General features: G+C 37.6%; 22 protein-coding genes. 8 read left to right on the top strand and 14 right to left on the bottom strand.

The features are described 5' to 3' along the window. Nucleotides 1-19: 19 nt before the first annotated feature. Genes glgC through glgP form a run of 3 tightly spaced genes read left to right on the top strand, consistent with a single transcriptional unit; the run spans nt 20 to nt 5,295 of the window. A complete protein-coding gene (gene glgC, locus DK857_RS12165) occupies nt 20-1,369 on the top strand; it encodes a glucose-1-phosphate adenylyltransferase (protein WP_109402293.1) in 1,350 nt (449 codons plus the stop codon). After that, the gene (gene glgA, locus DK857_RS12170) at nt 1,366-2,799 is read left to right on the top strand and encodes a glycogen synthase GlgA (RefSeq protein ID WP_109402294.1); all 1,434 of its coding nucleotides are present in this window, start codon (nt 1,366-1,368) and stop codon (nt 2,797-2,799) included. The genes glgC and glgA overlap by 4 nt, the downstream gene beginning before the upstream one ends. Before the next feature lie 45 nt (nt 2,800-2,844). Beyond that, a complete protein-coding gene (glgP, locus tag DK857_RS12175; protein WP_109402295.1) occupies nt 2,845-5,295 on the top strand; it encodes a glycogen/starch/alpha-glucan family phosphorylase in 2,451 nt (816 codons plus the stop codon). Nucleotides 5,296-5,381: 86 nt separating this feature from the next. Here the strand turns inward: glgP and DK857_RS12180 are convergent, their stop codons facing one another. Then, nucleotides 5,382-6,032, bottom strand: a complete 651-nt coding sequence (locus tag DK857_RS12180) for a helix-turn-helix transcriptional regulator (RefSeq protein ID WP_109402296.1) — start codon at nt 6,030-6,032, stop codon at nt 5,382-5,384. Between the two features lie 92 nt (nt 6,033-6,124). On the opposite strand from DK857_RS12180, the gene DK857_RS12185 reads away from it, so the two are divergent. The 4 genes from DK857_RS12185 to DK857_RS12200 all read left to right on the top strand — a co-directional run bounded on the left by DK857_RS12185 (nt 6,125) and on the right by DK857_RS12200 (nt 9,885). Continuing rightward, nucleotides 6,125-7,540, top strand: a complete 1,416-nt coding sequence (locus DK857_RS12185) for an MFS transporter (protein ID WP_109402297.1) — start codon at nt 6,125-6,127, stop codon at nt 7,538-7,540. 138 nt (nt 7,541-7,678) lie between these two features. After that, nucleotides 7,679-8,446 (top strand): hypothetical protein, encoded by a 768-nt coding sequence (locus DK857_RS12190; RefSeq protein ID WP_109402298.1) that lies wholly within the window; start codon nt 7,679-7,681, stop codon nt 8,444-8,446. 76 nt (nt 8,447-8,522) lie between these two features. Then, nucleotides 8,523-8,924 (top strand): RidA family protein, encoded by a 402-nt coding sequence (locus tag DK857_RS12195; protein WP_109402299.1) that lies wholly within the window; start codon nt 8,523-8,525, stop codon nt 8,922-8,924. Continuing rightward, nucleotides 8,917-9,885, top strand: coding sequence for a threo-3-hydroxy-L-aspartate ammonia-lyase (locus DK857_RS12200; protein ID WP_109402300.1), 969 nt, complete (start codon nt 8,917-8,919; stop codon nt 9,883-9,885). The genes DK857_RS12195 and DK857_RS12200 overlap by 8 nt, the downstream gene beginning before the upstream one ends. A gap of 123 nt (nt 9,886-10,008) precedes the next feature. On the opposite strand, the gene DK857_RS12205 is transcribed toward DK857_RS12200, so the two are convergent. The 13 genes from DK857_RS12205 to DK857_RS12265 form a co-directional block, all read right to left on the bottom strand. Continuing rightward, nucleotides 10,009-10,920 carry a dihydrodipicolinate synthase family protein gene (locus DK857_RS12205; protein WP_109402301.1) on the bottom strand — a complete coding sequence of 304 codons (912 nt, stop codon included), beginning with the start codon at nt 10,918-10,920 and terminating at the stop codon, nt 10,009-10,011. 18 nt (nt 10,921-10,938) lie between these two features. After that, entirely contained in the window at nt 10,939-11,544 is a 606-nt protein-coding gene (locus tag DK857_RS12210) for a dihydroxyacetone kinase subunit L (RefSeq protein ID WP_227003164.1), read from the bottom strand. Nucleotides 11,545-11,546: 2 nt separating this feature from the next. Then, nucleotides 11,547-12,542, bottom strand: coding sequence for a dihydroxyacetone kinase subunit DhaK (locus DK857_RS12215; RefSeq protein WP_109402302.1), 996 nt, complete (start codon nt 12,540-12,542; stop codon nt 11,547-11,549). Nucleotides 12,543-12,690: 148 nt separating this feature from the next. Then, nucleotides 12,691-14,181 carry a tripartite tricarboxylate transporter permease gene (locus DK857_RS12220; protein WP_109402303.1) on the bottom strand — a complete coding sequence of 497 codons (1,491 nt, stop codon included), beginning with the start codon at nt 14,179-14,181 and terminating at the stop codon, nt 12,691-12,693. A 15-nt stretch (nt 14,182-14,196) separates the two neighbouring features. Further along, nucleotides 14,197-14,634 (bottom strand): tripartite tricarboxylate transporter TctB family protein, encoded by a 438-nt coding sequence (locus DK857_RS12225; protein ID WP_109402304.1) that lies wholly within the window; start codon nt 14,632-14,634, stop codon nt 14,197-14,199. Nucleotides 14,635-14,665: 31 nt separating this feature from the next. Continuing rightward, nucleotides 14,666-15,610, bottom strand: a complete 945-nt coding sequence (locus DK857_RS12230; protein ID WP_109402305.1) for a tripartite tricarboxylate transporter substrate binding protein — start codon at nt 15,608-15,610, stop codon at nt 14,666-14,668. Further along, nucleotides 15,610-16,854 carry a PfkB family carbohydrate kinase gene (locus tag DK857_RS12235; protein ID WP_098942785.1) on the bottom strand — a complete coding sequence of 415 codons (1,245 nt, stop codon included), beginning with the start codon at nt 16,852-16,854 and terminating at the stop codon, nt 15,610-15,612. Before DK857_RS12235 ends, DK857_RS12230 begins: the two co-directional genes overlap by 1 nt. Nucleotides 16,855-17,173: 319 nt before the next feature. Next, a complete protein-coding gene (locus tag DK857_RS12240) occupies nt 17,174-17,488 on the bottom strand; it encodes an AzlD domain-containing protein (protein ID WP_109402306.1) in 315 nt (104 codons plus the stop codon). After that, complete coding sequence (locus DK857_RS12245; protein ID WP_226892290.1) at nt 17,485-18,198, bottom strand: AzlC family ABC transporter permease; 714 nt, start codon at nt 18,196-18,198, stop codon at nt 17,485-17,487. The genes DK857_RS12240 and DK857_RS12245 overlap by 4 nt, the downstream gene beginning before the upstream one ends. A gap of 130 nt (nt 18,199-18,328) precedes the next feature. Then, on the bottom strand, nt 18,329-19,183 hold the full coding sequence (locus DK857_RS12250; RefSeq protein ID WP_109402307.1) for an AraC family transcriptional regulator: 855 nt from the start codon (nt 19,181-19,183) through the stop codon (nt 18,329-18,331). An 82-nt stretch (nt 19,184-19,265) separates the two neighbouring features. Further along, a complete protein-coding gene (locus tag DK857_RS12255; protein ID WP_109402308.1) occupies nt 19,266-20,276 on the bottom strand; it encodes a LacI family DNA-binding transcriptional regulator in 1,011 nt (336 codons plus the stop codon). Nucleotides 20,277-20,331: 55 nt separating this feature from the next. Further along, the gene (locus tag DK857_RS12260) at nt 20,332-21,738 is read right to left on the bottom strand and encodes a sucrose-6-phosphate hydrolase (RefSeq protein WP_109402309.1); all 1,407 of its coding nucleotides are present in this window, start codon (nt 21,736-21,738) and stop codon (nt 20,332-20,334) included. Next, nucleotides 21,739-23,109, bottom strand: coding sequence for a sucrose-specific PTS transporter subunit IIBC (locus DK857_RS12265; RefSeq protein ID WP_109402365.1), 1,371 nt, complete (start codon nt 23,107-23,109; stop codon nt 21,739-21,741). It abuts the gene before it with no gap. A gap of 674 nt (nt 23,110-23,783) precedes the next feature. Here DK857_RS12265 and dmsA point away from each other — a divergent pair. Further along, nucleotides 23,784-26,222, top strand: coding sequence for a dimethylsulfoxide reductase subunit A (gene dmsA / locus DK857_RS12270; RefSeq protein ID WP_109402310.1), 2,439 nt, complete (start codon nt 23,784-23,786; stop codon nt 26,220-26,222). Nucleotides 26,223-26,227: the final 5 nt, after the last annotated feature.

Here is a 26,227-nt window from a genome sequence, read left to right on the forward strand (position 1 = left end):
TGATTGGAGTGCTATAACTATGATGACAACAGAACAAGGCCAAAAATTAATGTTGGCACAACAACTTCCTAAAGAGGCAATTGCACTCGTTTTAGCGGGAGGTCGTGGTACACGCTTAAAAGCATTGACTTCAAAACGTGCTAAACCGGCGGTTTTCTTTGGTGGGAAATTTCGAATTATCGACTTTACGCTATCAAACTGTCTTAACTCAGGGATCCGTCGTATTGGTGTAATTACCCAATATCAGTCACACTCTTTAGTTCAACATATTCAGCGTGGTTGGTCATTCTTCAACGAAGATATGAATGAGTTTGTTGATTTATTACCGGCTCAGCAACGTTGTAATACCGAACATTGGTATATGGGTACCGCTGATGCTATCTATCAAAACCTCGATATTCTTCGTAGCTACAAAGCAAAATATGTCGTTATTTTAGCTGGCGATCATATTTATAAAATGAACTACGCCCGTTTATTACTTGATCACGTTGAAAACAAATCAAAATTCACAGTGGCTTGTATTCGTGTTCCTAAAGAAGATGCATTCCAATTTGGTATTATGGATATCGATGAAAATCGTCGAGTACTCAATTTCTTAGAAAAACCATCAAACCCACCTTGTATTCCTGATGATCCTGAACATTCATTAGCAAGTATGGGTATTTATGTGGTTGATAGAGATTACCTCTTTGATTTATTAGAAGAAGATAGCCGTGATCCAAATTCACACCATGACTTTGGCCAAGATATCATTCCTAAAATTACTGAACGTGGCGATGTTCTTGCTCACCCATTTGAACTCTCTTGTGTCAGTTCAGATCCTTCAGTACCACCATACTGGCGCGATGTAGGAACTATTGAAGCATATTGGTCTGCTAACCTCGACTTAGCCTCTGTAACACCAGAGCTTGATATGTATGCGAAAGATTGGCCAATCCGTACCTTTATGACTCCGTTACCGCCAGCTAAATTTGTCCAAGATAATCATGGTGAACATGGACAAATGATGAACTCCTTGATTGCTGACGGTTGTATTATCAATGGATCAACACTCTATTCATCTATCCTATTCCCATTAGTTCGCGTTGAATCTTTCTGCCATATCGAAGATTCCGTGATTTTACCTGATGTGACTGTGAGCCATCATTGCTACTTAAAACGCTGCATTATTGAGCGTAGCTGTACTATTCCAGAAGGTACTGTTATTGGGATGAATGCCGAAGAAGATGCGGCACGTTTCCACCGTACTGAAGAAGGTATTGTGCTTGTAACAAGAGAAATGCTTGAGCAACTCGCACTTAATGAAAAAGAAAATCCAACTGAAACAACTGCAGAAAAAAAACCTCAAAATGAGGAGGCATTTTCGTGAATGTCCTTCACTGTTGTTCTGAACTATTCCCTCTGCTAAAAACAGGGGGATTAGCTGATGTTATGGGCTCTTTGCCTTTAGCTCAGAAAAAAATAGGCTTAGATGCACGGGTTGTTATACCCGCGTTTCCTGCTATCAAAGATAATATCCCCGATCTCAAATTAGTGACTAATATCGATACCTTTGCAGGTAATATTTCTCTGCTTTATGGCCAATACCAAGGTGTTGATATTTATCTTATTGATGCACCTCATCTTTATCAACGTACTGGTAGTCCTTATCACGATCAACATCAACATCCTTATGGTGATAATGTCTTTCGTTTTGCTTTATTAGGTTGGGTGGCAAGCGAATTATCAGCGGGATTAGATCCTTTATGGCGAGCTGATATTGTTCACGCCCATGATTGGCATGCAGGACTTGCTTGTGCCTATTTAGCATTTAAACATTATTCAGCAAAATCTGTTTTTACTGTTCATAATCTGGCTTATAAAGGTGAATTCTCACCTTATCATCTGCATCAACTTGAATTACCTGATTACAGTTTTTCAATTAATGGACTGGAATATTACGGACAAATTTCATTCCTAAAAGCAGGTCTTTTTTATGCTAACCACATTACGACAGTCAGCCCAACTTATGCCAAAGAGATAACCACTCAAGAATTTGGCTACGGTTTAGAGGGTTTATTGCGTCAACGTGCTTATGAACAGCGATTAAGTGGCATCTTAAATGGCGTTGATGAGGCGGTTTGGGATCCTGCAAAAGATAGCTTAATTACACGTCGTTATGATGTTAAAAACCTGAATAAGCGTTTAGAAAACAAAACTGCATTACAGAAAAAATGTGGTTTACCTGTCAAAAATAATGCTCCTCTTTTTGCGGCTGTCAGTCGTTTAACTTCGCAAAAAGGGCTCGATTTAGTTATTGAAACGCTTCCTAATATCGTTGAACAAGGTGGTCAGTTTGTTTTATTAGGTACTGGCGATAGTCACCTTGAAGCGGCATTTTTACACGCACAACAACAGTATCCTCAAAATGTAGCGGTTCATATTGGTTATGACGAAAGTTTTTCACACCAAGTTGTCGCCGGTGCTGATGTGATTATGGTGCCTAGTCGTTTTGAACCTTGTGGATTAACTCAGTTATATGGCTTGAAATATGGAGCCCTACCTTTAGTGAGACACACGGGCGGATTAGCCGATACGGTTAATGATTGTTCATTAGAAAATTTAGCGCATCACCAAGCTACAGGTTTTGTTTTCTATGAAGCGACACCTGACTCTTTGCGTCAGGCTATTAATCGTGCTTTTACCTTATGGAGTATGCCTAAACAGTGGCAACAAGCTCAAACTGATGGCATGAATCAAACTATTTTTAGTTGGGAAACCGCTGCAAAAACGTATGCGACACTGTATCAACATTTATAGACATGAGGTCTATTCGAGCCAGTGGATAACAAAAAGAGATTTATAATGAAAAATTTATGTGAGTTTGATTATTTATCACCTGATAAGGATATTGAATCATTAAAACGTTCTATTGTTTATAAACTAATGTTTATTGTTGGTACGTCGCCAAAATATGCAACACCAACAGATTGGTTAAATGCAACCTCTTATGCCATTAGAGACCGTTTAGTTGAACGCTGGTTAAAATCAACCAAAGCAGAGCTTTCACCGAAAGTAAAACAGGTTTATTACATTTCGATGGAATTTCTTATGGGGCGTTTTTTAACCAATGCCATGCTCTCTTTAGGTGTTTATCACGAAGTTAAAGAGGCTTTAAAAGAGTTAGGTCTTGATCTTGAAAAACAAATCGAACTTGAGCCCGATCCTGGTTTAGGTAATGGTGGTTTAGGTCGTTTGGCTGCTTGTTTCCTTGATTCTTGTGCCACATTAGGTTATCCCGTTACGGGTTATGGTATTCGTTATGAATACGGAATGTTCCGCCAACAAATTCAGAATGGCGAACAACATGAAGTTGCGGATAACTGGCTTGAAAAAGGTAACCCTTGGGAATTCCCTCGTCATGATCTGCAATTTGAAGTGGATTTTGGCGGACGTTTACAGCAAGAAGGTGAGAAAAATTATTGGGTTAATACTTTCAACGTAATGGCACAACCTTATGACTCTATTGTTCCGGGTTATAACACACAAGCGACAGATACCATTCGTTTATGGTCAGCTAAATCAAATGTGGCGTTTAACTTAGGTAAATTTAATAAAGGTGAATATTTAGAGGCAACAGAGGCTAAAGATCGCTCTGAAAATATTTCTCGTATTCTTTATCCTGATGATTCAACAACATCAGGTAAAATATTGCGTTTACAACAAGAATATTTCTTAGTAAGTGCTTCTGTTCAAGATATTTTGCAACGTCATTATCATCTGCATCAACGCTTTGATAATCTAAAAGATTTTATTGCAATTCATCTTAATGACACTCACCCTGTTCTTGCTATTCCTGAACTAATGCGTCAGCTAATTGATAATCATGGATTTAGTTGGGATGAAGCATGGGAACAAACTATTCATATATTCTCATACACCAACCATACATTAATGGGTGAAGCATTAGAGACTTGGCCTGTTGATATGCTTGGTCGTTCGCTTCCTCGTCATTTACAAATCATTTTCCAAATCAATGATAAATTTTTGAAACAAGTTAGAGAGCAATTCCCTAACGATAACGACTTATTACGTCGTGTTTCTATTATTGATGAAGAAAATGGCCGTAATGTTCGTATGGCATGGTTAGCGGTTATTATTAGTCATCAGGTTAATGGTGTTTCTGAGCTTCATAGCCAATTAATGGTGCAATCTTTATTTGCTGATTTTGCGATGATCTATCCTAAGAAATTCTGCAATATTACCAATGGGATCACACCACGTCGTTGGCTGGCATTAGCAAATCCATCTCTCTCTCAAGCAATTGATAGCCATATTGGTACTAATTGGCGAACCAATTTAGAGCAGTTGGGTGAATTAATGCCATTGGTGAAAGATAAAAATTTCTTGCGCCAATTAAAAGATTCAAAACGTATCAATAAACAAAATCTTGCGCAGATCATTAAGGAAGATTTAAATATTGATATTAACCCTAATGCGCTGTTTGATGTACAAATCAAGCGTATTCATGAATATAAACGCCAACTTCTCAATGTGTTAGGCATTATCACTCGCTATAATCGCATTTTAGAAAATCCCGAGAAAAACTGGGTACCTCGCGTATTTATTTTTGGAGGTAAGGCTGCATCAGCTTATTATAATGCGAAGAAAATTATCAATCTTATCAACGATATTGCCAATAAGATTAATAATGACGAGCGTATTAAAGATAAACTAAAAGTGATCTTTATTCCTAACTACGGCGTAAGTTTAGCGCAACATATTATCCCCGCAGCAGATTTATCAGAGCAAATATCATTAGCAGGAACAGAAGCTTCTGGTACAGGGAATATGAAATTTGCCCTAAATGGTGCATTAACCATCGGTACGCTTGATGGTGCTAATATTGAAATTGGTGAGCATGTTGGTTTTGATAATATGTTTATCTTTGGTCACAATGCACAAGAAGTGGCAGAGTTAAGGCAACGTTATTCCCCTCGTCGTTATTACGATGAAGATATCGAATTACACACTGCGCTTAATCAAATCGCTAATGGGTTCTTTAATCCAACTTGCCCTGATAAATACAAATCAATTTTCGATAGCTTAATTGAATTTGGTGATCATTATCAGGTATTAGCCGATTATCGTAGCTATATCGATACGCAAGATAATGTTGATGTGCTTTATCAAGATGAAGATGCTTGGTTGAAAAAATCTGCGTTAAATATCTGCCAAATGGGCTATTTTTCTGCGGATCGTGCGGTGACAGAATATATGCAACGAATTTGGAAAGCTTCTGCGATTACATTGTAAAAATTAAGCTAAATTTCTAAGGACAGAACAGTAACCGCGCTTTATTGCGCGGTTTTTGCTTTTATTGGTTAAGCGGTTTAATAAAATTAGATTTTAATACGGTAGGCACAACGTCTTGCGCCTTCTAAGATATATTCAACACGTTGTAGTTCTACCCCTAGTGTTTCAGAAAATAGCTCTTTCTCTGTATTACAAAAACCTTGGCACACTTTAGCTGCTGCACAAATTGGGCAATGATCTTCAATAAAAAGATACTCGTTATCTTTTACTTGCTCCCAGTGTGCCATATAGCCCTCTTGGCTACGCAGTGTGGCTAAAATATCTAAACGGTCTGTGAGTTCATCTGAATCTTTTATTGCTTGTGTGTAGCGCTGATAACTCTGTTTCTTTCGTGCTAAAATAATTTTTTCGATAGCACTTTCACCCAATTCTTCACGAATAGTCAGTAAAATCTGAGCGGTTAATTCAGCATGTGTATCAGGAAATTGTTTCTGTCCTAATTCGGTTAAATGCCAATATTGAATAGGTCTTCCAACACCTTTTGGTTCAGTTATCGCTTCAACAAGTCCTGCATTAGCAAGTTTTACAAATTGTTGTCTTGCGGCTTCACCACTTGTACCAAGACGTTGCCCAATCTCATTTGCTTGCATAGGCCCATGTTTTTTAATTAAAAATAGAATTTTATCGCCAACAGTACGTTGAGCAGGATAATTATATTCCAAGTTTTTTCTTGACATATTAAGCGTCTCAGTATTTATTTATCCAAGTTTTACCTTGGTAATTTAACGAAGCTATGTCGTAATAGCAATAAAAGAAGGATATTTTTTTAATGCACCCAAATAATAATAGCCAATGGCGTGATCTCTTTTCAGGGCGGAATGGTGCAATTTCCTTTGCCCTCTCTTTTGGTGTCGTGATCCACGCGATTAATATTTTAATGGCAACCACTATTTTGCCTTCTGTTGTAACTGATATTGGTGGAATGGGATTATATGCATGGAATACCACGCTATTTGTAGCAGCTTCAATTATTGGCTCAGTATTATCTGCTCGTTTGCTCAATTTGTTGGGCGCTAAAGGTGCCTATTTAGCCAGTACAGTATTATTTTTTATTGGTAGTTTGTTGTGTGCAGTTGCACCTAAAATGGAAGTGATGCTAATTGGTCGATTTGTTCAGGGCCTTGGTGGTGGGCTTTTATTTGCCCTTTCTTACGCCATGGTAAATATCGTTTACGATCAAGCATTATGGCCAAGAGCAATGGCATTAATTTCAGGTATGTGGGGTGTTGCTACATTAATTGGCCCTGCTATTGGCGGTATTTTTGCTCAATTAGATGCTTGGCGTTATGCCTTTGGTATTATGCTACCTATCATGCTTTTTTATGGAATTTATCTGTGGTTTATCTTACCCAAGAATGACAATGACGCTCCAAAATCAACATCACAAAGCTTGCCTTATCTTCAGTTAATAATTTTAACGACCGCCGTTTTGCTTATTTCATCTGGTAGTCTTTCTTCCTCACTTACCATTAATTTACTGAGTATCGTGGTTGTGTTTGGTTTAATTGGTGTGCTTATATTTTGTGAGAAACGCCTTACTGTTCGGTTGCTACCCACTAATACGTTTAAAGGTCTCTCTTTACATGCCCTTTTGTATTTAACTATTTCGTTATTAGCCATTGGTATGACTTGTGAGATCTTTGTCCCTTATTATCTACAAAGCTTACATATGCAAACGCCTTTAGCTTCAGGTTATATGAGTGCATTAATGGCATTAGGCTGGACAGTTGCTGAAGTAATTAGCGCAAGTTGGCAAGGTACTAAAATGCGTTTTAGTATTTTAAGCGGCCCTATTATTGTTTTTATCGGTTTGCTTGTGTTGGCTTTTGTTATTCCAAACCCATTACTGCAATCGGAAAACGTGGTTAGTCTTTTTATTATTTTATTTGCTTTGTTCTTAGTGGGTTATGGCATTGGTTTTGGTTGGCCTCACCTATTAACACGTATATTACAAGCGGCTTCCACGCAAGATAAAGATATTGCAGGTGCCTCTATCACAACTGTACAACTATTTGCAACCGCGTTAGGCTCTGCATTTGCAGGTATGATAGTTAACTTGAATGGTTTTAATAGTGACACACCTGAAGGCCTCTCTTCTTCTGCTTCTGCCTTGTTCTTATTTTTAGCATTAGCACCATTAATGGCGATTTATACGGCATGGAAAATAACGCGTTGTTCTTATTAATCCTTATTTTTAATGTCATATAAAACACAAAAGAGGTGATATATTTTCGCCTCTTTTTTATTAAAACATTGGTTTTATTTATGAAAGATCCTATTTTTTATTCTGTCAAAATACCTTTTAACGATAAAAGGAGTTTTTATGACAAATATTTTTTCAAAACCTGCAATTTTAAATAATAATTCTAATGTTGTTTTTAACAAAGAACCATTAAATAATTATGGGAATTTTTTAAATAATATAAAAAATATTAAAAACACCTATTTAGATATCTCCATATGTGATAATAATAAAAGAAAAGAGATCACTGTAGACATTGCGGATCTCAGTAAAAAATTAATATCAAAAATACGAGATCTATATACACCAGAAGAAATATCCTCTTACAGGGTCGATATAAAAAATCCAGAAAAATCAACAAATTTATTAAATAAAGCCTATAAAAAAGTAGATGACAATATTTTAGATTGGTGGATAAATGAAAAGAAAGTTCTCCCTTCTTCAATAATTAATCGGACAATTGACAATTTATATCGTAATGAAAAGATTATTGTGGATAAAGAGACTAAGCAATGTTTATTTTCTTTAATATCTCATGAATTTAATCTAGAACTAGATAGTAACGTTGCTCAAAGTACACTGATCCAGCAATTACAAGATATTCCTGAAGTAGTAAAAGCAATAGATGATTTGGGAATTTCTGATAACTCATATTTAAAATATGAAGTCTATTGTTTATTGGCTGGAAATATCTACAATTTTTTATCAGGAAATGAAAATAAAGTTAATTTTTCTGAAATAAAAGAAGCAATTAAAGAAATAGCGCAACGAAAATTCGGTGTTCCTAAAAGTGAATTAGGTGGTTTTTCTTTTTATCCTGTATTTACACTCGCTTTCTGTAAAAATTAAACTATTGATCTAGTTTTAGACATTGCGTATAAATAGATATACATTTTATCTAACTTAAGTGAAATAAGAAACCGCAATGACCTCACATCTTACACTACAAAATATTGATGCCCTCTCATCCCCTGGTGGGCATTACTCTCATGTTGTGACTGCAAACAATATGTCGTTTATTTCTGGGTTATTACCCTTAGATAAACAAGGTAATCCATTGGCAAACAAGCCGGTTGAAGCTCAAATCACACAAGTACTTGAAAATTTAAATGCTTGTCTTCTCGGAATAAATGCAAAGAAAACCGATATTGCTCAAGTAAAAGTCTATGTGACTGATATTAATGAATGGCCCGTTGTTAATGAGTTATATGCAAAATGGATTGGCGAACATAGACCCGCAAGATTAGTCGCTGGCGTAAAAGAATTACATTTTGGAAGCAAAATTGAAATTGAAGCCGTGGTGATCAAGGAGCAATCTTATGAATAAGTTGTCTATTCCTACCTATAAAGATGTTGCAGAAGCCCATCAACGCATTCTGCCTTATCTTAATAAAACACCTGTTTTAACCTCTCGCACGATTAATGAGCTAACAGGAGCACAGTTTTATTTTAAGTGTGAAAACTTTCAACGAATGGGAGCATTTAAATTCCGTGGTGCGATGAATGCGTTATCTCAATTTAATGATCAACAATGTAAAAATGGTGTTGTGACTTTTTCATCAGGTAATCATGCTCAGGCAATTGCCTTATCGGCAAAGCTATTAGGTATTCCTGCAACAATTATCATGCCTGAAGATGCACCAAAGGCAAAAATGGAAGCAACAAAAGGCTATGGTGGTCGTGTGATCACTTATAATCGTTATACAGAAGATCGCGAAGAAATTGGGCAACAATTAGCACAAAAAGAAGGCTTAACATTAATTCCACCTTACGATCACCCTCATATTATTGCGGGGCAAGGTACTGCTGCCAAAGAGCTATTCGATGAAGTGGGTGAATTAGATATGCTATTTGTTCCATTAGGTGGTGGTGGATTACTTTCTGGCTCTTTATTATCAACCAAAGCCCTCTCACCGCAATGTAAAATATACGGTGTTGAGCCTTTAGCTGGAAATGACGGACAACAATCATTACGCAAAGGCGAAATCATTCATATTGATACCCCGAAAACAATTGCAGATGGCGCGCAAACTCAGCATCTAGGCAATTATACTTTTGAGATTATTCGTAATAATGTGGACGATATTTTAACTGCAACAGATGAAGAGTTAATTTCGGCTATGCAGTTTTACGCCCAGCGAATGAAAATAATTGTAGAGCCAACGGGTTGTTTAAGTTTAGCCGCAGCGCGTCAATTTGGTGATAAATTTAAAGGTAAAAAAATCGGTATTATTATCAGTGGCGGTAATGTCGATATCGCGCAATATGGTCACTTTTTAGCACAATAAACCATTGCCCCTTATGTATGTCCTAATATTAAAAAAGCAGTATAGAAAAGCCTATACTGCTTGAAAGGATCAACATACAACCCCAATCAATTAAAATAACGGGGGCGTTTATTTGATCACTGTTTAATTAAGTGAAAAAGTGATACCTGCTTCTTTACATAATTGAGTTAGATTTTCTTTTAGTTGTTGATTTTCATCAGACAATAAATCCAGTTGTGGCAAACGCATATGACCACCATCTAAACCACGCATAGTTAATGCTGATTTAAATATTGCCATATTCGCACCAGACTTAAGTGCATCACTAAATTTCACACAAAATTGTTGCCAATGTTTCGCTTCTTGATAGTTACCTGCAATATAGGCTTTATACATATTCACAAATGGCTCAGGGAACACACAAGCACAACCTGAAACTGTACCATCACAACCTGCATCTAATAACCCTAAGAATAATTTGTCGTAGCCGTGAAGAACTGAAAAACCTTCTGCAACCGCAAGATAACTTAATGTTGTATTGTTATCAGCAAAACTGTATTTAATACCAATTACATTTTTACACTGTTGTTGTACTTTTGCCACTAATTCAGGTTTGATATTATTTGCGGCACATTGTGGTATGTTATACAGATAAACAGGGAAATTATCTGGTACGCTGTTTGCTACTGTTACAAAATAGTTTTCTAATTCTCTGTCCGTTGCACCAAAAAATTGTGGTGTCACCACACCAATACCATCAGCACCAACTTCAACGGCATGTTTGGCTAATTCAATGGTTTCATTTAATGTCATTGCACCAACATGAATAAAGACAGGTAAACGTTTATTCGCTGTATCGACAACGGTTTTCGCAACATTTTTACGTTCTAACGCGGATAAACGCAACATTTCGCCTGTTGTACCACAAGGATAAAGGCAATCAACGCCCTTGGTTACTAACATTTCAGTTAATGCAGATAACGCTTTAATATCCACTTGATCGTTCAAATCAAACGGAGTAACCATTGCCACTGTAACGCCAAATAATTTTTTCATATAAAGACCTTTATTAAATCAGATTGCTTCAACAATAACTTTAATTGCCAACATACCCGGATCATCTAAACCAATAGATTTTTCTGGGAACATACGAGCTCGACCTAATAAATTAGGTTTTTGGCGGTATTCATTAAGCGTACTATCGACGCTTTGTAAGGCTACTGCTTTTAGATTATCGATAGCTAAAATGGGTTTTAACGCTTCAGATAAATGGTAAAGAATATCGAGTACAGATTTTTGCCCTAATTCCCCTTTTCCTCTCGCCATCATGCTTTGATAGGCAACGGTTAATAGCGGTGAAATGTCGGAAGGCGATATTTCTTGAAGCTGGTTTTCTTTGCAATATTTTGCCATTGCCATAAAAGCCGTTGCTTGCAATGTACCAAAAGAAGAAGCACAGGCTTTTTGTAATGATTTACTGCATTGAAAAAATGCTTTGCTGAGATCATCAGGCCAATCTTGTGAATCGTCGGCAATTTGTCGCCAGCCTTTTTGCATGGTGATCCCCAAATCCCCATCACCTAGGCGGCTATCTGCTTCACAAAGCATTGGTTGAGATTGCTCACAAGCGATGGCGATACGCACAACCGCTTGTTTGAGCATTTCAAGTGTAATATTCATCGTTATACCCTCCAGAATGCACAATGAGCCGGTGCATTCATCAAGGCTTCTAGCTCCTCATCTAACTTGCACAATGTTAAGCTTGCACCTGTCATTTCCATAGATGTGGCATAACGGCCGACCAATGGGTGCACAATGGTTGCACCTGTTTTATTGATCAGTTGTGCAATTTTATTGTACAGAATATAAAGCTCTTCTAATGGCGTTGCGCCTAAAGAGTTAACTAATACAGAGACTTTATCCCCTGCTTTTAATGATAATTCCGTTTGTAGACGTTCAAACATCTCTTGTGCAATATCATCTGCACTACGTAATTTATCACGCCAAATTCCTGGCTCACCGTGAATGCCCATCCCCATTTCCATTTCATCTTCACCAATTTCAAAAGTAGGATGGCCTACTGCGGGTAAGGTACAAGATGTCAACGCACAGCCAATAGTTCGGGTGTTTTCCATGGTTTTTTGAGCAATACGCGTAACTTCATCAAGCGTTGCACCTTCTTCTGCTTTTGCTCCTGCCATTTTAAAACCATAGATCATCCCAGCAACACCACGGCGTTTGTGCGCTTCTTCTGGTTTTGCTGAAGCCACATCATCAGCGGCTAAAACAGTTGTACAACGAATATCATCTTCAAAATCAACCGTTTCAGTCGCCATATCAAAATTCATAATATCGCCACCGTAATTACCATAAAGTAGCAATACACCTAAGCCATTGTTGGCTTCACGAATGGCATCGGCCATTAAATCTGCTGAAGGCGAAGCAAAAACATCACCTACAGCGGCAGCATCGAGTAACCCTTCACCGACATATCCGGTAAATACAGGTAAGTGACCTGAACCACCGCCAGTTACAATCCCCACTTTGGGCTTATCTGTTTTTTTCGAACGAGTAATCAATCTTGACTGTGGTTGGCGATAAATATCACTATGAGCAAGGCATAAACCTGCTAATGTTTCATTGACATAATTTTCTGGCTTATTTAATATTTTTTTCATGTGATCACCCGATATTTTTATTTATCTGCTGATTTCTGACACCTTAAATAAACTGACTTTATTTAAGGTGAGTTTTCCCTGATACTTAAAAAAGTATCTCTCTATGATTAAATGTTTAATAATAAATATGAGTATTAAATAGGTTATTTTATTTAGCTTTAAATGCACCTCTAATTTGCATTACTACAATGAGTAGAAATACACTTGCTAATACCATCGAAATAGGTCTGTTAACGAAATTAATTAAGTCACCATCAGATTTCATTAATGATGAGAGTAAATTCTTTTCTAACATTGGCCCTAAGATCATGCCCAAAATAATCGGTGATATTGGGAATTTTCGTTCTTGAAGGAAATAGCCGATAACGCCCATTACCAACATAACAACAATAGAAGACATCGTATTTGTGATTGCATAAGAGCCGACAAGACTAAATAAGATAATTGCTGGATAGATAATCGCATTATCAATAGCAACAATCTTTTTCAATAAATTGACAACAATAAAAGCAATCGGTAATAAAATTAGGTTAGCGATAAAGAAAATAATAAAAACGGCATATAACTTATCAGGATTGAATAAAAACAGTGTTGGCCCTGGTTGCATATCTTTCATATACAATACACCAATAATAATTGCAGCCGCAGAATCGCCCGGAATACCAAAGACTAAAGAAGGTATCCAACTTCCTGCTAAGCTTGCATTATTGCTCGCTGAAGCATCAACAATACCTTCCTCAGAGCCATGACCATATTTCTCTGGTTTTTTAGAGAGCTTCTTTGAAACAGCATACGAGATCCATGCCGCAATATCGGCGCCAGCACCCGGTAAAGCACCAATTAATGTTCCTATTATTCCGCTACGGAAAATACCGCCTTTACGTTGGCGAACAACGCCACCAACCCCTTTAAAAATATTGTAAGAGTTATTTTCGGCATTCGCTTCGTTTAGCGTAATTTGCTTTTTTTTCCAACGTTCAACGTAATATTTAATTGCACCCGAAATTGCAAATAATCCTATCATTGCTGGAATAAAGCTTACTCCTTGCATTAAAGAGACTTCACCAAAAGTAAAGCGAGCTTGTCCGGTAAACTCATCGTAACCAATAGTGGCTAGTGCGATACCAAAGAACAGCGCTAATAGGCTTTTTCGAATATGTGAACCTGAAACTATGGTTGCGCAGCTAAGCCCAATTAAAGAGAGCCACATATATTCATAAGAGCTAAATTTTAAAGCAAACTCAGCTAAAATTGGTGCTGTGGACGCTAATATAATCGTACCGATAACGCCACCAATGACAGAGCTTGTTAATGACATGCCCAGTACGCGGTTTGTTTTGCCCTCTTTAACTAAAGAGTGCGCATCATTGGTATAGGCTGCCGATGCTGGCGTACCCGGAATATTTAATAAGGCACCAGGAATATCGCCTGCAAATATAGAAGAGGCTCCGACAGAAATCATTAAGGCTAATGCAGGTATGGGATCGAGGAAAAAAGTAAATGGCACCATTAATGCGATGGCCATTGTTGATGTTAACCCAGGAATTGCACCAACAAATAAGCCAAATAAACAAGCACCAATAATGACAAGTATTGTTGTGTAATCAATATAAGCAAGGGCGCTAATTAATATATCCATACTGTTGTTCTCTATTTATGAAAATAGCTGAGGTAGCGGTACTAACAGTACAGCGGTAAATAAGTAATACACACCTAACACCACACTGGCTGAAATAATAAAACTGTATATAGGTTTTGTTATTGCATACTTCATCATTAGCGGTGCTGTAATAATTAAACCTGTTAAAATAAAACCTAGATAATCTGATGCAAAAACATAAAAAAGAATAATGCCAATAATTAATAAAACAAATTTGATTTCATGCCATGAAACTAATGGAATATCACTTTCTTGATCACGTGAAAATATATCGATTAATGAAAATATAATTATGCCACCGCCAATAATGGAAGGCATAAATGCGGCACCATATTCACTAAAATCACCTAATGAATACGCACTATAAACAATAAGAAATAAACCAAAGCAACAAAATATTAGCGATATAATATGACGATTTAGCATAGGCATAAAAACGGCTGTTGTTCAGCCGTTTCCTCAGTTATTTCTTTATAATTTCACCAAACTTTTTATCTTCATTGGCCATAAATTGAGTGGCATCATCGCCATATAATTCGATAACTTCAAAACCTTGTTTATTTGCAAACTCGGCTAATTCACCAGAGGCATACACTTTTTTCATTGCCGCAGTGAGTTTATCTTGTACTTCTTTATCTAGCCCTTTTGGCGCAACTAGCATATTCCACGCTTGCAGATCCCAATTATAAGGTGTGGCTTCTTTGAATAACGGTACATCAGGATAAAAAGCCGATTTCTCATTTGACATAACTGCCATATGTTTCACTAATCCAGCTTTTACCATGCTGTCCGCTTCACCTAATGAAGAAGTCACAATATCAACACCACCAGAAGCAAGCTCTTGTAATGCAGCACTTGCACCTTGTGATGGAATAAAGCGAATGGCGTTATCAGGTAACCCTGCGGCACGCAACATACCAATCGTATTGAGATGCCAGATTGAATTTAAGCCGCTACCCGATGCTTTTAACTTGCCCGGATTTGTTTTCGCGTAATCAATAATTTCCTGTGCATTTTTAAATGGCGAAGATTTTCCAACTTGTAATCCACCATAAATAACGGCAAGGCGTGTAATCGGTGTGTAATCTTGATAAGTTAAATTCGTCATTCCCTGATGATGCATCATGGTAATTTCAACTGTTGCAATCCCCAGCGTGTAACCATCGGGCTTTGCATTTTTAATCGCATCGTGACCTACAACTCCACTACCGCCAGTTTTATTTACCACATTAACAGTCACGCCCAATTCTTCTTGTAGCCCTTTAGCTGCTAGGCGTGCAACTGTATCAGTATTACCTCCAGCAGCCCAAGGAACAACAATAGTAATCGGCTTTTCAGGGTATTGAGCAAAAGCCGGAAGTGTAAAAATGGAACTGCATAGGGTAAATGCCAGAAGTGTTTTTTTCATTATATGCACCTTTTCTCATTGCAGATTATGTGTGGTCGAATATCTTCGAGCCTTGATTTAAGGCGAGCCTGAACTTGAGAAAGCACAGGCATTGCTGTTACGCCTTTTTGTTCTATAAATGCAGAGAGGAAAGCACTGGCAAATAATACACTCTCATGCATTGTGCCTCCCGCCGCTATTTTTGAAGCAAATGCGCCATTAAAAGCATCCGTGGCTGCCATCGTATCCACTCGCAACGATGGCATTGGGGGTATATGAAATGTGGCTCGTCCATCAAAATAAACCACACCAAGCTCATCCATATAGATAATGACTTTCTTGTTTTCATCACCTGAAATAACGTCAATAGCCTGTTTAGCGTCATTAATATCGTTTATTTCAATGTCAGCCCAATGTGATGCTTGATTCGCATTTAAGGTAATAAAATCAAGATTTGAATAAAGTTGCTTTAGGTTTTCGTTATAAGGTGCAACATTAAGTACAACTGTTTTATTAACCGATTTTGCAAACAGTGCGGCTTTAATATTGGCTTCTATATTAATTTCACCTTGGAGCAATAACACATCCGCTTCACTTACATAGGGCAAAGAAATATCAATTTCTTGATCTGAAAACGTATTGTTCGCCCCTAAATAAGTCGCTGTAATATTATTTTGTGTTTTATCAGCTAAATAACTAATTGAACTACCTGTTGGTTCTATTTCTGTTTGAAAAATAGTAAAAGAATCAATCCCACTTTCTTGTAAATATTTATAAGCGTATTTACTAAAATGATCTTCACCCACTTTCGTTATTAAGTGCACTTTCGCATCAGAAAAACTGGCAGCCATTGCTTGATTTGTTCCTTTTCCACCAGGGCCTATCGAATTACTTTTAGAGTTAATTAACTCACCAACTTTTGGAAAAGAATCGACATTGGCAATAATATCTACCACAAACGACCCAAGCACACAGACTTTGCCTTCAGGCTTTCTATCTTTACGTTCTCTCACGATTAATAAATCGTGCAATAAACATGAAATATCAAAACTATCACTAAATTTACTTATTTTTTTAATTTCTTGTTTCCCTAGTATGGCGCCACCATGACAACGTTTGATCAACCCTTCTCCTTCAAGGTATTTCAAATCACTGCGGATAGTTTCTAATGTGACACTGAATCTTTCCGCAAGCTGAGCCACTTTAACTTTCTTTTGTTCCCTGATGATGGTGTAAATTTCCTGCCGCCGTTCTTCTGAAAACATATAAAGTGCCTCCGTATCATTGATAACGAGAATAAGGAGATTAGGTCAGTGATTCTGCGATGGTATTCAAAACAAAAAACCAAAAGCAAAAGCAAAAGCAAAACCAAACCGAAGCAATTTAGATCACATTTCTTTAACACAATATCAATTGGTATACGTTAAAAGTGAGAGGTGAAACGAGTCGAATAAAGAATGGTGATTAAGAAAAGAGAGGTAGAATCAGCCGTTCAAAGACGGCTGATAAAATAACGACTTATATTATTACAGAAATGATAATTCTAAAATGTAAATATTATGTTAGATAAAATCACCTTGATATTTAATTTAACAAGGCATTAAGCAAATAAAAACCCACTAATGTGAGTAAAACCACCACTAAGGTATTACGTATTTTAAGCGCCAATCCTACACATAATAAGGTTCCCCAAAGATAAGGATTATCTAAAAAACCTTTAAATTCTCCTTTTTCTAACAGCACGATTGGCGCACAGATTGCTGTTAATAAACAAGGTGCAGAATATCCTAATGCTTGTCTGATCACTGACGGTAATTTGACGGGGATCGCCGGTTCAAGAAAGAAATAACGCAACATGAAAATGACCAGTGCCAAAATTAATAATAACGACCATGTCATTTTTGTTCTCCTCTTGCTCTAGCGACACAAACAGCAATAAACATGCCTGTTAATCCACCAATAACTACGCCACCTTCTATATTCAACCAACTAAAAATAATCGAGAGACAAAAAGAGACAATAACGCCGACTAACGTACTAAATGTTTTTATTAACGGAATAACAATCGCTAATAAAGTAGCAACAATAGAAAAATCAAGATGATAACGAGATAAATCAGAAACTTGACTTGCCATAATAATGCCAACAATACTGACAGCCACCCACGCTAAATAAAAACATAATCCCGCACCTATCATATAAGCGGGTGTGAGTTTTACTTTTGGTTGTGCTGAAACGGCAAAAAGCTCATCCGTTAATAAAAATCCTATCGTAATACGTTGATACCATTTTAAATGGGCGACATGTGGACGTAAGGTCAATCCGTATAAAAGATGTTGTGCTGTAATAAAAAAGACAGAAACAATAATGGTCAGCATTCCCGCACCAGAAACTACCAATCCTAGTGTGACTAATTGTGCTGCTCCTGCAAATATAATTGCAGACATTCCGACACTTTGAGCAAAGGTTAACCCTGCATCAACTGCCATTGATCCCGCTAATATTCCCCAAGGAATAACCGCAAGGCATAAAGGCAAAACATGCAAGGCACCAAGGCCGAAAGCACGCATTACTTGCCTATCTTCATTATTATTTTTGATTTTTTCCATTTACCCGTCTTCACTTCTAATACATCCATTCTATGGAGAATGATTATCAGTCAGTAAAGATAAATGGGATTGTATAAAATTGCTATTTTGTTTTTTTATTACGCTGTACTTTTTTACTATCATTTATTTTTTATGACAATAAAGGGGATTTTAAAGAGGATGACAATCGAAGCCCTTTTAAATAATTACCCGGCGTGACACCAATGGCATTTTTAAAATGGCGATGAAAATGGCTTTGATCTGAAAAACCACAAAGTTGTGTAACATCAGAAAGCGTATGACCTAAAGAAAGTAATTGTCTTGCTTTGCGAATTCGCGCTTGAATAAGCCAAGCGTGGGGAGTCATGCCAATTTCTTTTTTAAATTGACGTAAAAAATGCCAAGGGCTTAAATTTACCATCTCGGCTAAGGTATTAAGTGAAAATTCATTTTCAGGTGTGTCATTCATTAATTCACTTACCCATTGCAAGCGTTGACCTATTGCACTCAACGGCTTTTCTTGAATTCGTGTTTTGCTATAACGCAATATCAACATTGCCATTGTTGAAAGTAACAGAGACTCTTTAAGTAGAAAATTATTGGGTTGTTCTAATAATGAAAAAAGCAATAAAAGCTGCTGACTTAAACCCGGATCGTGAATGACGGCATCAGGAAACCATGGCGTTGAACCACGCTCTTGCTGTAAATCACGCGTTAATGTTTGCAGATATTCTGGTGTGGGATAAATAGCTTGATACGCCCAACCAGATTCAACCGCAGAGGAGCCAGTATGAACTTCATCTGCATTAACAATAATGATATCGCCTTTAGGGGCTATATGTTCACTTCCTGTGCGATAAAACTGTTGTGCGCCATCATCAATTACACCAATACAGAAGCCTTCATGGGTATGGCGAGAGAAAGTTTGATATAAATATTCAGCTTGCAGATAAGCAAGGCTATTAAGCTCAGGAAGGTGAATAAGTTTAGCCTGCTCTTGTCGCATTGAATATTGACTCCATCAACAGTAAAAATCATCAGCTTGTATCATAAACACTATACTGATGATTGCATAAAATTGCTCAGTCTTACTCATGTCGTTGATGAATTTTTGCTGGAACAAAAATTTGATGAGATCCTAAATTTGTCTGGTTAATTAATCCCATAATCAGTCGGAAACAGTGTGAAGCTAACTCAGGGTTATTTTGAGCAATTGTATCTATGGGTATTGATAATGAATCATAAAGATAGTGATCATCAAAACCTGTCAAATAGACTTCATTTTGCATCTGTTTATTTTGACTTAGATAGCGCAACACTCCATCTAATAAGCCACAAGCAGAAGTAAAAACAAACTTAGGCGCTCGCCCTAGCGATGCACACAAAGAGCCAAACATTTCATAACCCGAACTTGGGTGATAATGTCCATGAATAACCCATTCTGATTTTAGATTGATTTGTGCTTGTGAAAGCCCTTGCGTAAAACCTAAAAGACGATCCTTAGTCGGTGAAAGTGTTGACTGCCCACCTAGAAAATAAAATTCATCAATACCTTTTGTCGAAGCAATTTCTGCAATAAGCTGTTGTGTTGCCGTTATTGAATCGGTGACAACAAAAGGCAATGTTGTTCCTTCAAAATATCGGTCAAATAACACAACAGGTATTTGTTTACTTAAACGTTGATATTCAAAATCACTTTGTAAACAAGAAGCCACAATTAAACCGTCAATTTGTCGTGATAACAGATGTTCTATTGCTAGCGTTTCTTGAGCCGCGTTTTCATCAGTACAGGAAATAAGTAACTGGATACCCGCATCTCTGCATAATATTTCTAGCTCATAAGCCATGGAAGCAAAACCATAGTTAGTAATATCAGGAATAACTAATCCCAACGCATAACTACGATTATCACGTAAAGAGCGAGCATGAATATTAGGCTTATACTGATATTGTTCAGCAATAGTCGTAATACGCGCGATGGTATCATCCGAAACGCGCATCTCTTTACCTCGGCCATTTAACACCAAGCTTGCCGTTGTTTTTGAAACACCGGCTAATTTTGCAATGTCGGTGATCGTGATACGTTTTTGTTTTTTCACTGTTATTCTACTTAATGTCACGTTCGCTAAATTTAAACTGTGTATATAATCTTATTTAGCTAAGTAATATATTCTTTAATTGCCAAGTTGTAAGATTTATGGTGTCTTTTCCCAAAAAACAAATAGTCCGTTTTTCTGAAGGAAAAAAACGACTACTCATTACGCCAGCACCACCATTAAAGAAAATCTCTACACTTGAGCTATCACATAATATTTGAAGATCTTTTATCTCACCAGACCAGAAACGTGATTGCCATTCCCCGTTTTTAACACTACGGCGTTTTAGTACGGCTTGATTATTCTCAATAAGTAAAACAAGAGTATCAGAAAAATGAATAGTAAGAGAGCCGAATAGTTCTACTTCAAGTTCAAATAAAAATCCGCTAATATCTGGCGCATCATCAGCAATACCCTGCCAATATGCTGGCTTTTGTCTGAGTTGCTGTAACTCCTTTACGGGTTGTTGATAAAGCTTCCCTTCTTTTATATGTAATTCGCGAGGGCAAGTCATTTGGTGTATCCAACCATTAGCAATGGTCGGTTGATACATCTCTTCACCATCAGGAACTCCCATCCAACCAAATAATAAACGTCTACCATTCGCTAATGTTGTTTGAGGTGCGTAAAACTCAAAACCTGCATCTAGTTCGATTAAATCACCATGCTGAAATTGCAATGTTGAATAATCAAAATCTCCTATTAAATAGGCACTAGAATGCGAATTTAAAAATCGCTGTTGCTCTTTTTTTATACCTTGGGGACATGTTAATAAAATAAAATGATCATCTAATTCAAAGAGATCTGGGCATTCCCACATATAACCCGCATCAGCTAACCCGCCTAAATAACTTCCCGCTAACTCGCCGACTAATTGCCATTGATATAAGTGAGATGCACGATAGAGTAAAACTTTTCCTTGTTTATCTAAATTTTGTGCGCCTAATACCATGTACCAGACATCATTATATTGCCATATCTTCGGATCACGGACATGACCACTATAACCTTCAGGAAGCCCTAATACAGGCCCTAACTTATCAAACCCTCCCTGCTTATTTTCAATAGCTAAACATTGCCATGCCGTACGAGAGCCATCCTCAAATTTGACATTACCAGTATAACAAAGGGTTAATTGCCCTTGGTGGATCACGGCACTACCGGAATAACAGCCATCTTTGTCGTAAAATTCATCAGGCAATAAAGCAATAGGTTGATGCTGCCAAGTAATCAAATCATTTGAGCGCCAATGACCCCAACATTTATGTTTGTGCTCACAAGACAAAGGGTTCCATTGATAAAATAGATGATAATATTCGCCATCAAAACAAAACCCATTGGGATCATTTAATAACCCAGTTACTGGCGCTAAATGCCAATGCGGATAATATTTATCTTTTATGGTTTTAGCGCTATTACGCATGACCGATTGTAAAATCGCAGATAACCCTTCGTTTGTGTTCATTTATGCAGACTCCACTTTGTATTTCAGCAAAAGAGAGATAACAAACGCAGTCACAAAGGCAATCACAAGGCCAATAATATAGTTCATAATTGAACCTGCTTGCACGATTGCAATACCCGGAATGGCAGTCAACCCTACGGCTGTCATATAAACATGCGAGCCTACAACCCAAGCGCCTCCAGCTGCACCACCAATTAAAGCCGCAATAAATGGTTTTCCATAACGTAAATTGATCCCGAAAATGGCAGCTTCAGTAATGCCTAACATAGCGGAGAAGCCTGAGGGGATCGTAATAGCTTTAATTTTTGCATCATTGGTTTTAAACCAAACAGCAATACAAGCTCCCCCTTGAGCAATATTTGCCATCGCCCAAATTGGCAATAAAAAATTAACCCCAATATTTGGGTTGCCTAATAAACCAGCTTCAACTGCATGAAAACTATGATGAATACCTGTAATAACAATCACAGAATAGAGTCCACCAAAAATCAGCCCTGCAATCCAACCCGCTTGTGTAATTAAGGTGCTTAATAATAATGAAATACCGTCACCTAAAAGTCGACCAACAGGCCCTATGACTAATAACGCGACAAACCCTGAAATAATGACGGTTAAAAATGGCGTGATAATTAAATCGAGGGCATTAGGAACAACTTTACGTAATTGTTTTTCCAATACACTCATAAACCAAACGGCAAGTAATACTGGAAAAACAGTGCCTTGATAACCAATCATGGCGACTTCTAATCCAAAGAAATTCATGGTGTTAAAACCCGCAGCAACGCCCCATGCATTAGTTAATGCGGGATGCGTTAGAATTCCACCGAGTGTTGCACCAAGATAAGGATTTCCGCCAAACTCCTTTGCGGCTGTAAAGCCAATTAAAATAGGTAAAATAATAAATGCCGCAGAGCTACACATATCAAGCATGATATAGAGTGCATTATCAGGACTTACCCATTGGTTAGTTTTCATTAATCCCAGTAACCCCATTAATAAACCTGACGCCACAATAGCGGGAATAATGGGAACAAAGATATTAGAAAGCAGTCTGGCAATACGTTGAAATGGATTGAGTTTTTTAGCCGCAATATTGGCAGCTTCAGATTTGCTTGATTCACCAATGCCGGCAGCCGCAATAAATGCAGCATGAACTTTATTGACTAAGCCAGTACCAAAAATCACTTGAATTTGCCCTGCGTTACTAAAACACCCTTTCACACCCTCTAATTTATTGATTGCCTCTTTATCAGCTTTAGTGTCATCGACTAATACAAGTCTTAAACGAGTAGCACAATGCGCCGCACTGGCAATGTTTTCAGCACCTCCCAATAAAGGTACTAGTTGGCGAGCAATATTTTCAATATTCATCATAGCCTCAGTAACTCTTACTTCATTTATAAACGATTATTAATAGAAACCACAAAAACTAAAACGGTTTAGCTAATGACTTGATTAAATAAAAACCTATCTTAAATGGCAATAAATATGCGTATAAAAGCGTTTTATTTGTGATCTAAACGACAAAAAAACAGATAATTAATCTTATTTAGATAGTAAGAGAGAAATGAATACAATCGACAAGCTAAACAATTTATTTTTTGTTTAGCTAAATAAATTAATATAATGTTAAATAATTTAATTTTAGAAAAATATATTCCATTCATTAGTTTTATTGGTAAATAATCTATTTAAATCTGATAGATAGCACATTATTACTCTGCTATTTTCTGATATCCGTAACATTACAATACCTCATAAATCGTTATATATTTTATTATACAATACATTTAATCAAATGATTAAATTTAATTAATACAAAAACTTAAGTTAACCTCAAAAACTGGTAACGCTTGTAATAAATCACTTTTCTTTGATGTAAAGCAACTACAACTTTTAGAAAATACGTAGTATCCACATTAACAGTTGGGTTTTATTGCCTACGTTAAAATGCTTATTTTTTAACAACAATAACAATAATTATTTCTCTATAAGCTTATGGGCTTCTTTTTTCTTAAAAATATAAATAATCAAGTGAGTAATGTATGAAAAACATCAAAGAGATGGCGTTACTTTCCACTCCCTTATCTCGCCGTCGTTTTGTAAAAACAGGTGCAGCGGGTGGTTTAGCAATAACTGCTGGGGGATTATCTCTCCCCTTTAATCAAGCCGTCGCCTCAGAAACAAAACCAACAACCAACAGCGAAAAAGTGGTATGGAGCGCCTGTACTGTAAACTGCGGTAGCCGTTGTCCATTACGTATGCATGTGGTTGATGGTGAAATTAAGTACGTCGAAACTGATAACACAGGCAATGATGTCTACGAAGAATTACACCAAGTTCGTGCCTGTTTACGTGGTCGTTCTATGCGTCGTCGTGTTTATAATCCAGACCGTTTACGTTATCCAATGAAACGTGTAGGTAAACGTGGTGAAGGTAAATTTGAACGTATTTCATGGGATGAAGCGTTTGATACTATTTCAGATACCATGAAACGTTTAATCAAAGATTATGGTAATGAATCTATTTATCTAAACTACGGTACTGGTACTTTAGGTGGCACTATGACGAAGTCTTGGCCACCGGGTGCAACATTAATTGCACGTTTAATGAATTGTTGTGGTGGTTATCTTAATCACTATGGTGACTATAGTACGGCGCAAATCGCGGCTGGCTTAAACTATACCTATGGTGGTTGGGCAGATGGTAATAGCCCTTCAGATATTGAAAACACCAAACTTGTCGTGATGTTCGGTAATAATCCAGGCGAAACACGTATGAGTGGTGGCGGTGTTACCTATTATGTTGAGCAAGCACGTGAAAAATCTGATGCACGAATGATTATCATCGACCCACGCTATACCGATACAGGTGCAGGCCGTGAAGATGAATGGATCCCTATTCGTCCGGGAACAGATGCGGCATTAGTCAATGCATTAGCTTATGTCATGATCAAAGAAGACTTAGTGGATAAGCCTTTCTTAGATAAATACTGTGTTGGTTATGATGAAACCACTATGCCAGAAGGTGCGCCAAAAAATGGTCACTATAAAGCCTATATTTTAGGTGATGGCGCAGATGGTCAGCCAAAAACCCCTGAATGGGCAGCACAAATCACTGGCATCCCTGCTTCACGTATTGTTAAATTAGCGCGTGAAATCGCAACAGCAAAACCAGCTTATATTACACAAGGCTGGGGGCCTCAACGCCGTTCTAACGGTGAGCTTGCTTCTCGCGCTATTGCGATGCTCTCTATTTTAACGGGGAATGTGGGAATTAACGGCGGTAATACTGGTGCTCGTGAAGGCTCTTACAGTATTCCTTTTGTTCGTATGCCAACGCTAACTAACCCAGTCACCACCAGCATTTCCATGTTTATGTGGACGGATGCCATTTTACGTGGCCCTGAAATGACCGCAACCCGTGATGGTGTTCGTGGTAAAGACAAGCTTGATGTACCTATCAAAATGGTATGGAACTACGCGGGTAACTGCTTAGTTAACCAACATTCTGAAATCAATCGTACTCATGACATTTTGCAAGACGATAAAAAATGCGAAATGATTGTGGTGATCGATAACCATATGACAGCATCTGCTAAATATGCCGATATTCTACTGCCTGACTGCACTGCATCAGAACAGATGGATTTCTGTATGGATGCTTCAGCGGGTAATATGGCTTATGTTATTTTCGCTGATCAGGCAATCAAACCTCGTTTTGAAAGCCGTAATATCTATGAAATGACAAGCGAAATTGCAAAACGTATGGGAGTGGGTGAAAAATTCACTGAAAACCGTACTCAAGAAGAGTGGTTACGTCATCTTTACGAGCAATCTCGTCAAAACTTACCTGAACTGCCGACTTTTGAAGAATTCCGAGCTCAAGGTATCTTCAAAAAACGCGATCCTGAAGGCCATCACGTTGCTTATCGTAAATTCCGTGAGGATCCTGAAAATAACCCATTAACCACACCATCAGGCAAAATTGAGATTTATTCTTCTCAGCTTGCCAACATTAAAGCGACATGGGAGCTGGCGTCTGACGATGTGATTGATCCACTGCCTGTCTATTCTGCTGGCTTTGAAAGTTATGGCGACCCGGCAATGGAAAAATATCCATTACAAATGACAGGATTCCACTATAAATCACGCACTCACTCAACTTATGGCAACGTTGATGTCTTAAAAGCTGCTTGCCCTCAAGAGATGTGGATCAACCCTGTTGATGCGTCTAAGCGCGGTATCAAACACGGTGATTTAGTGCGTATTTATAACGATCGTGGTGAAGTTAGGATCAACGCAAAAGTTACACCTCGTATTTTACCTGGTGTAGTCGGTTTAAGTGAAGGCGCTTGGTATAACCCAGATAGCAACCGTATCGATCACGCAGGTAGCATTAACGTGTTAACGACACAACGCCCTTCACCTCTCGCTAAGGGTAATCCTTCTCACAGTAATCTTGTTGAAGTCGTCAAGGCGTAAGGAGT

This window comes from Proteus terrae, assembly GCF_003144325.1.
GTDB classification, from domain to species: domain Bacteria; phylum Pseudomonadota; class Gammaproteobacteria; order Enterobacterales; family Enterobacteriaceae; genus Proteus; species Proteus terrae.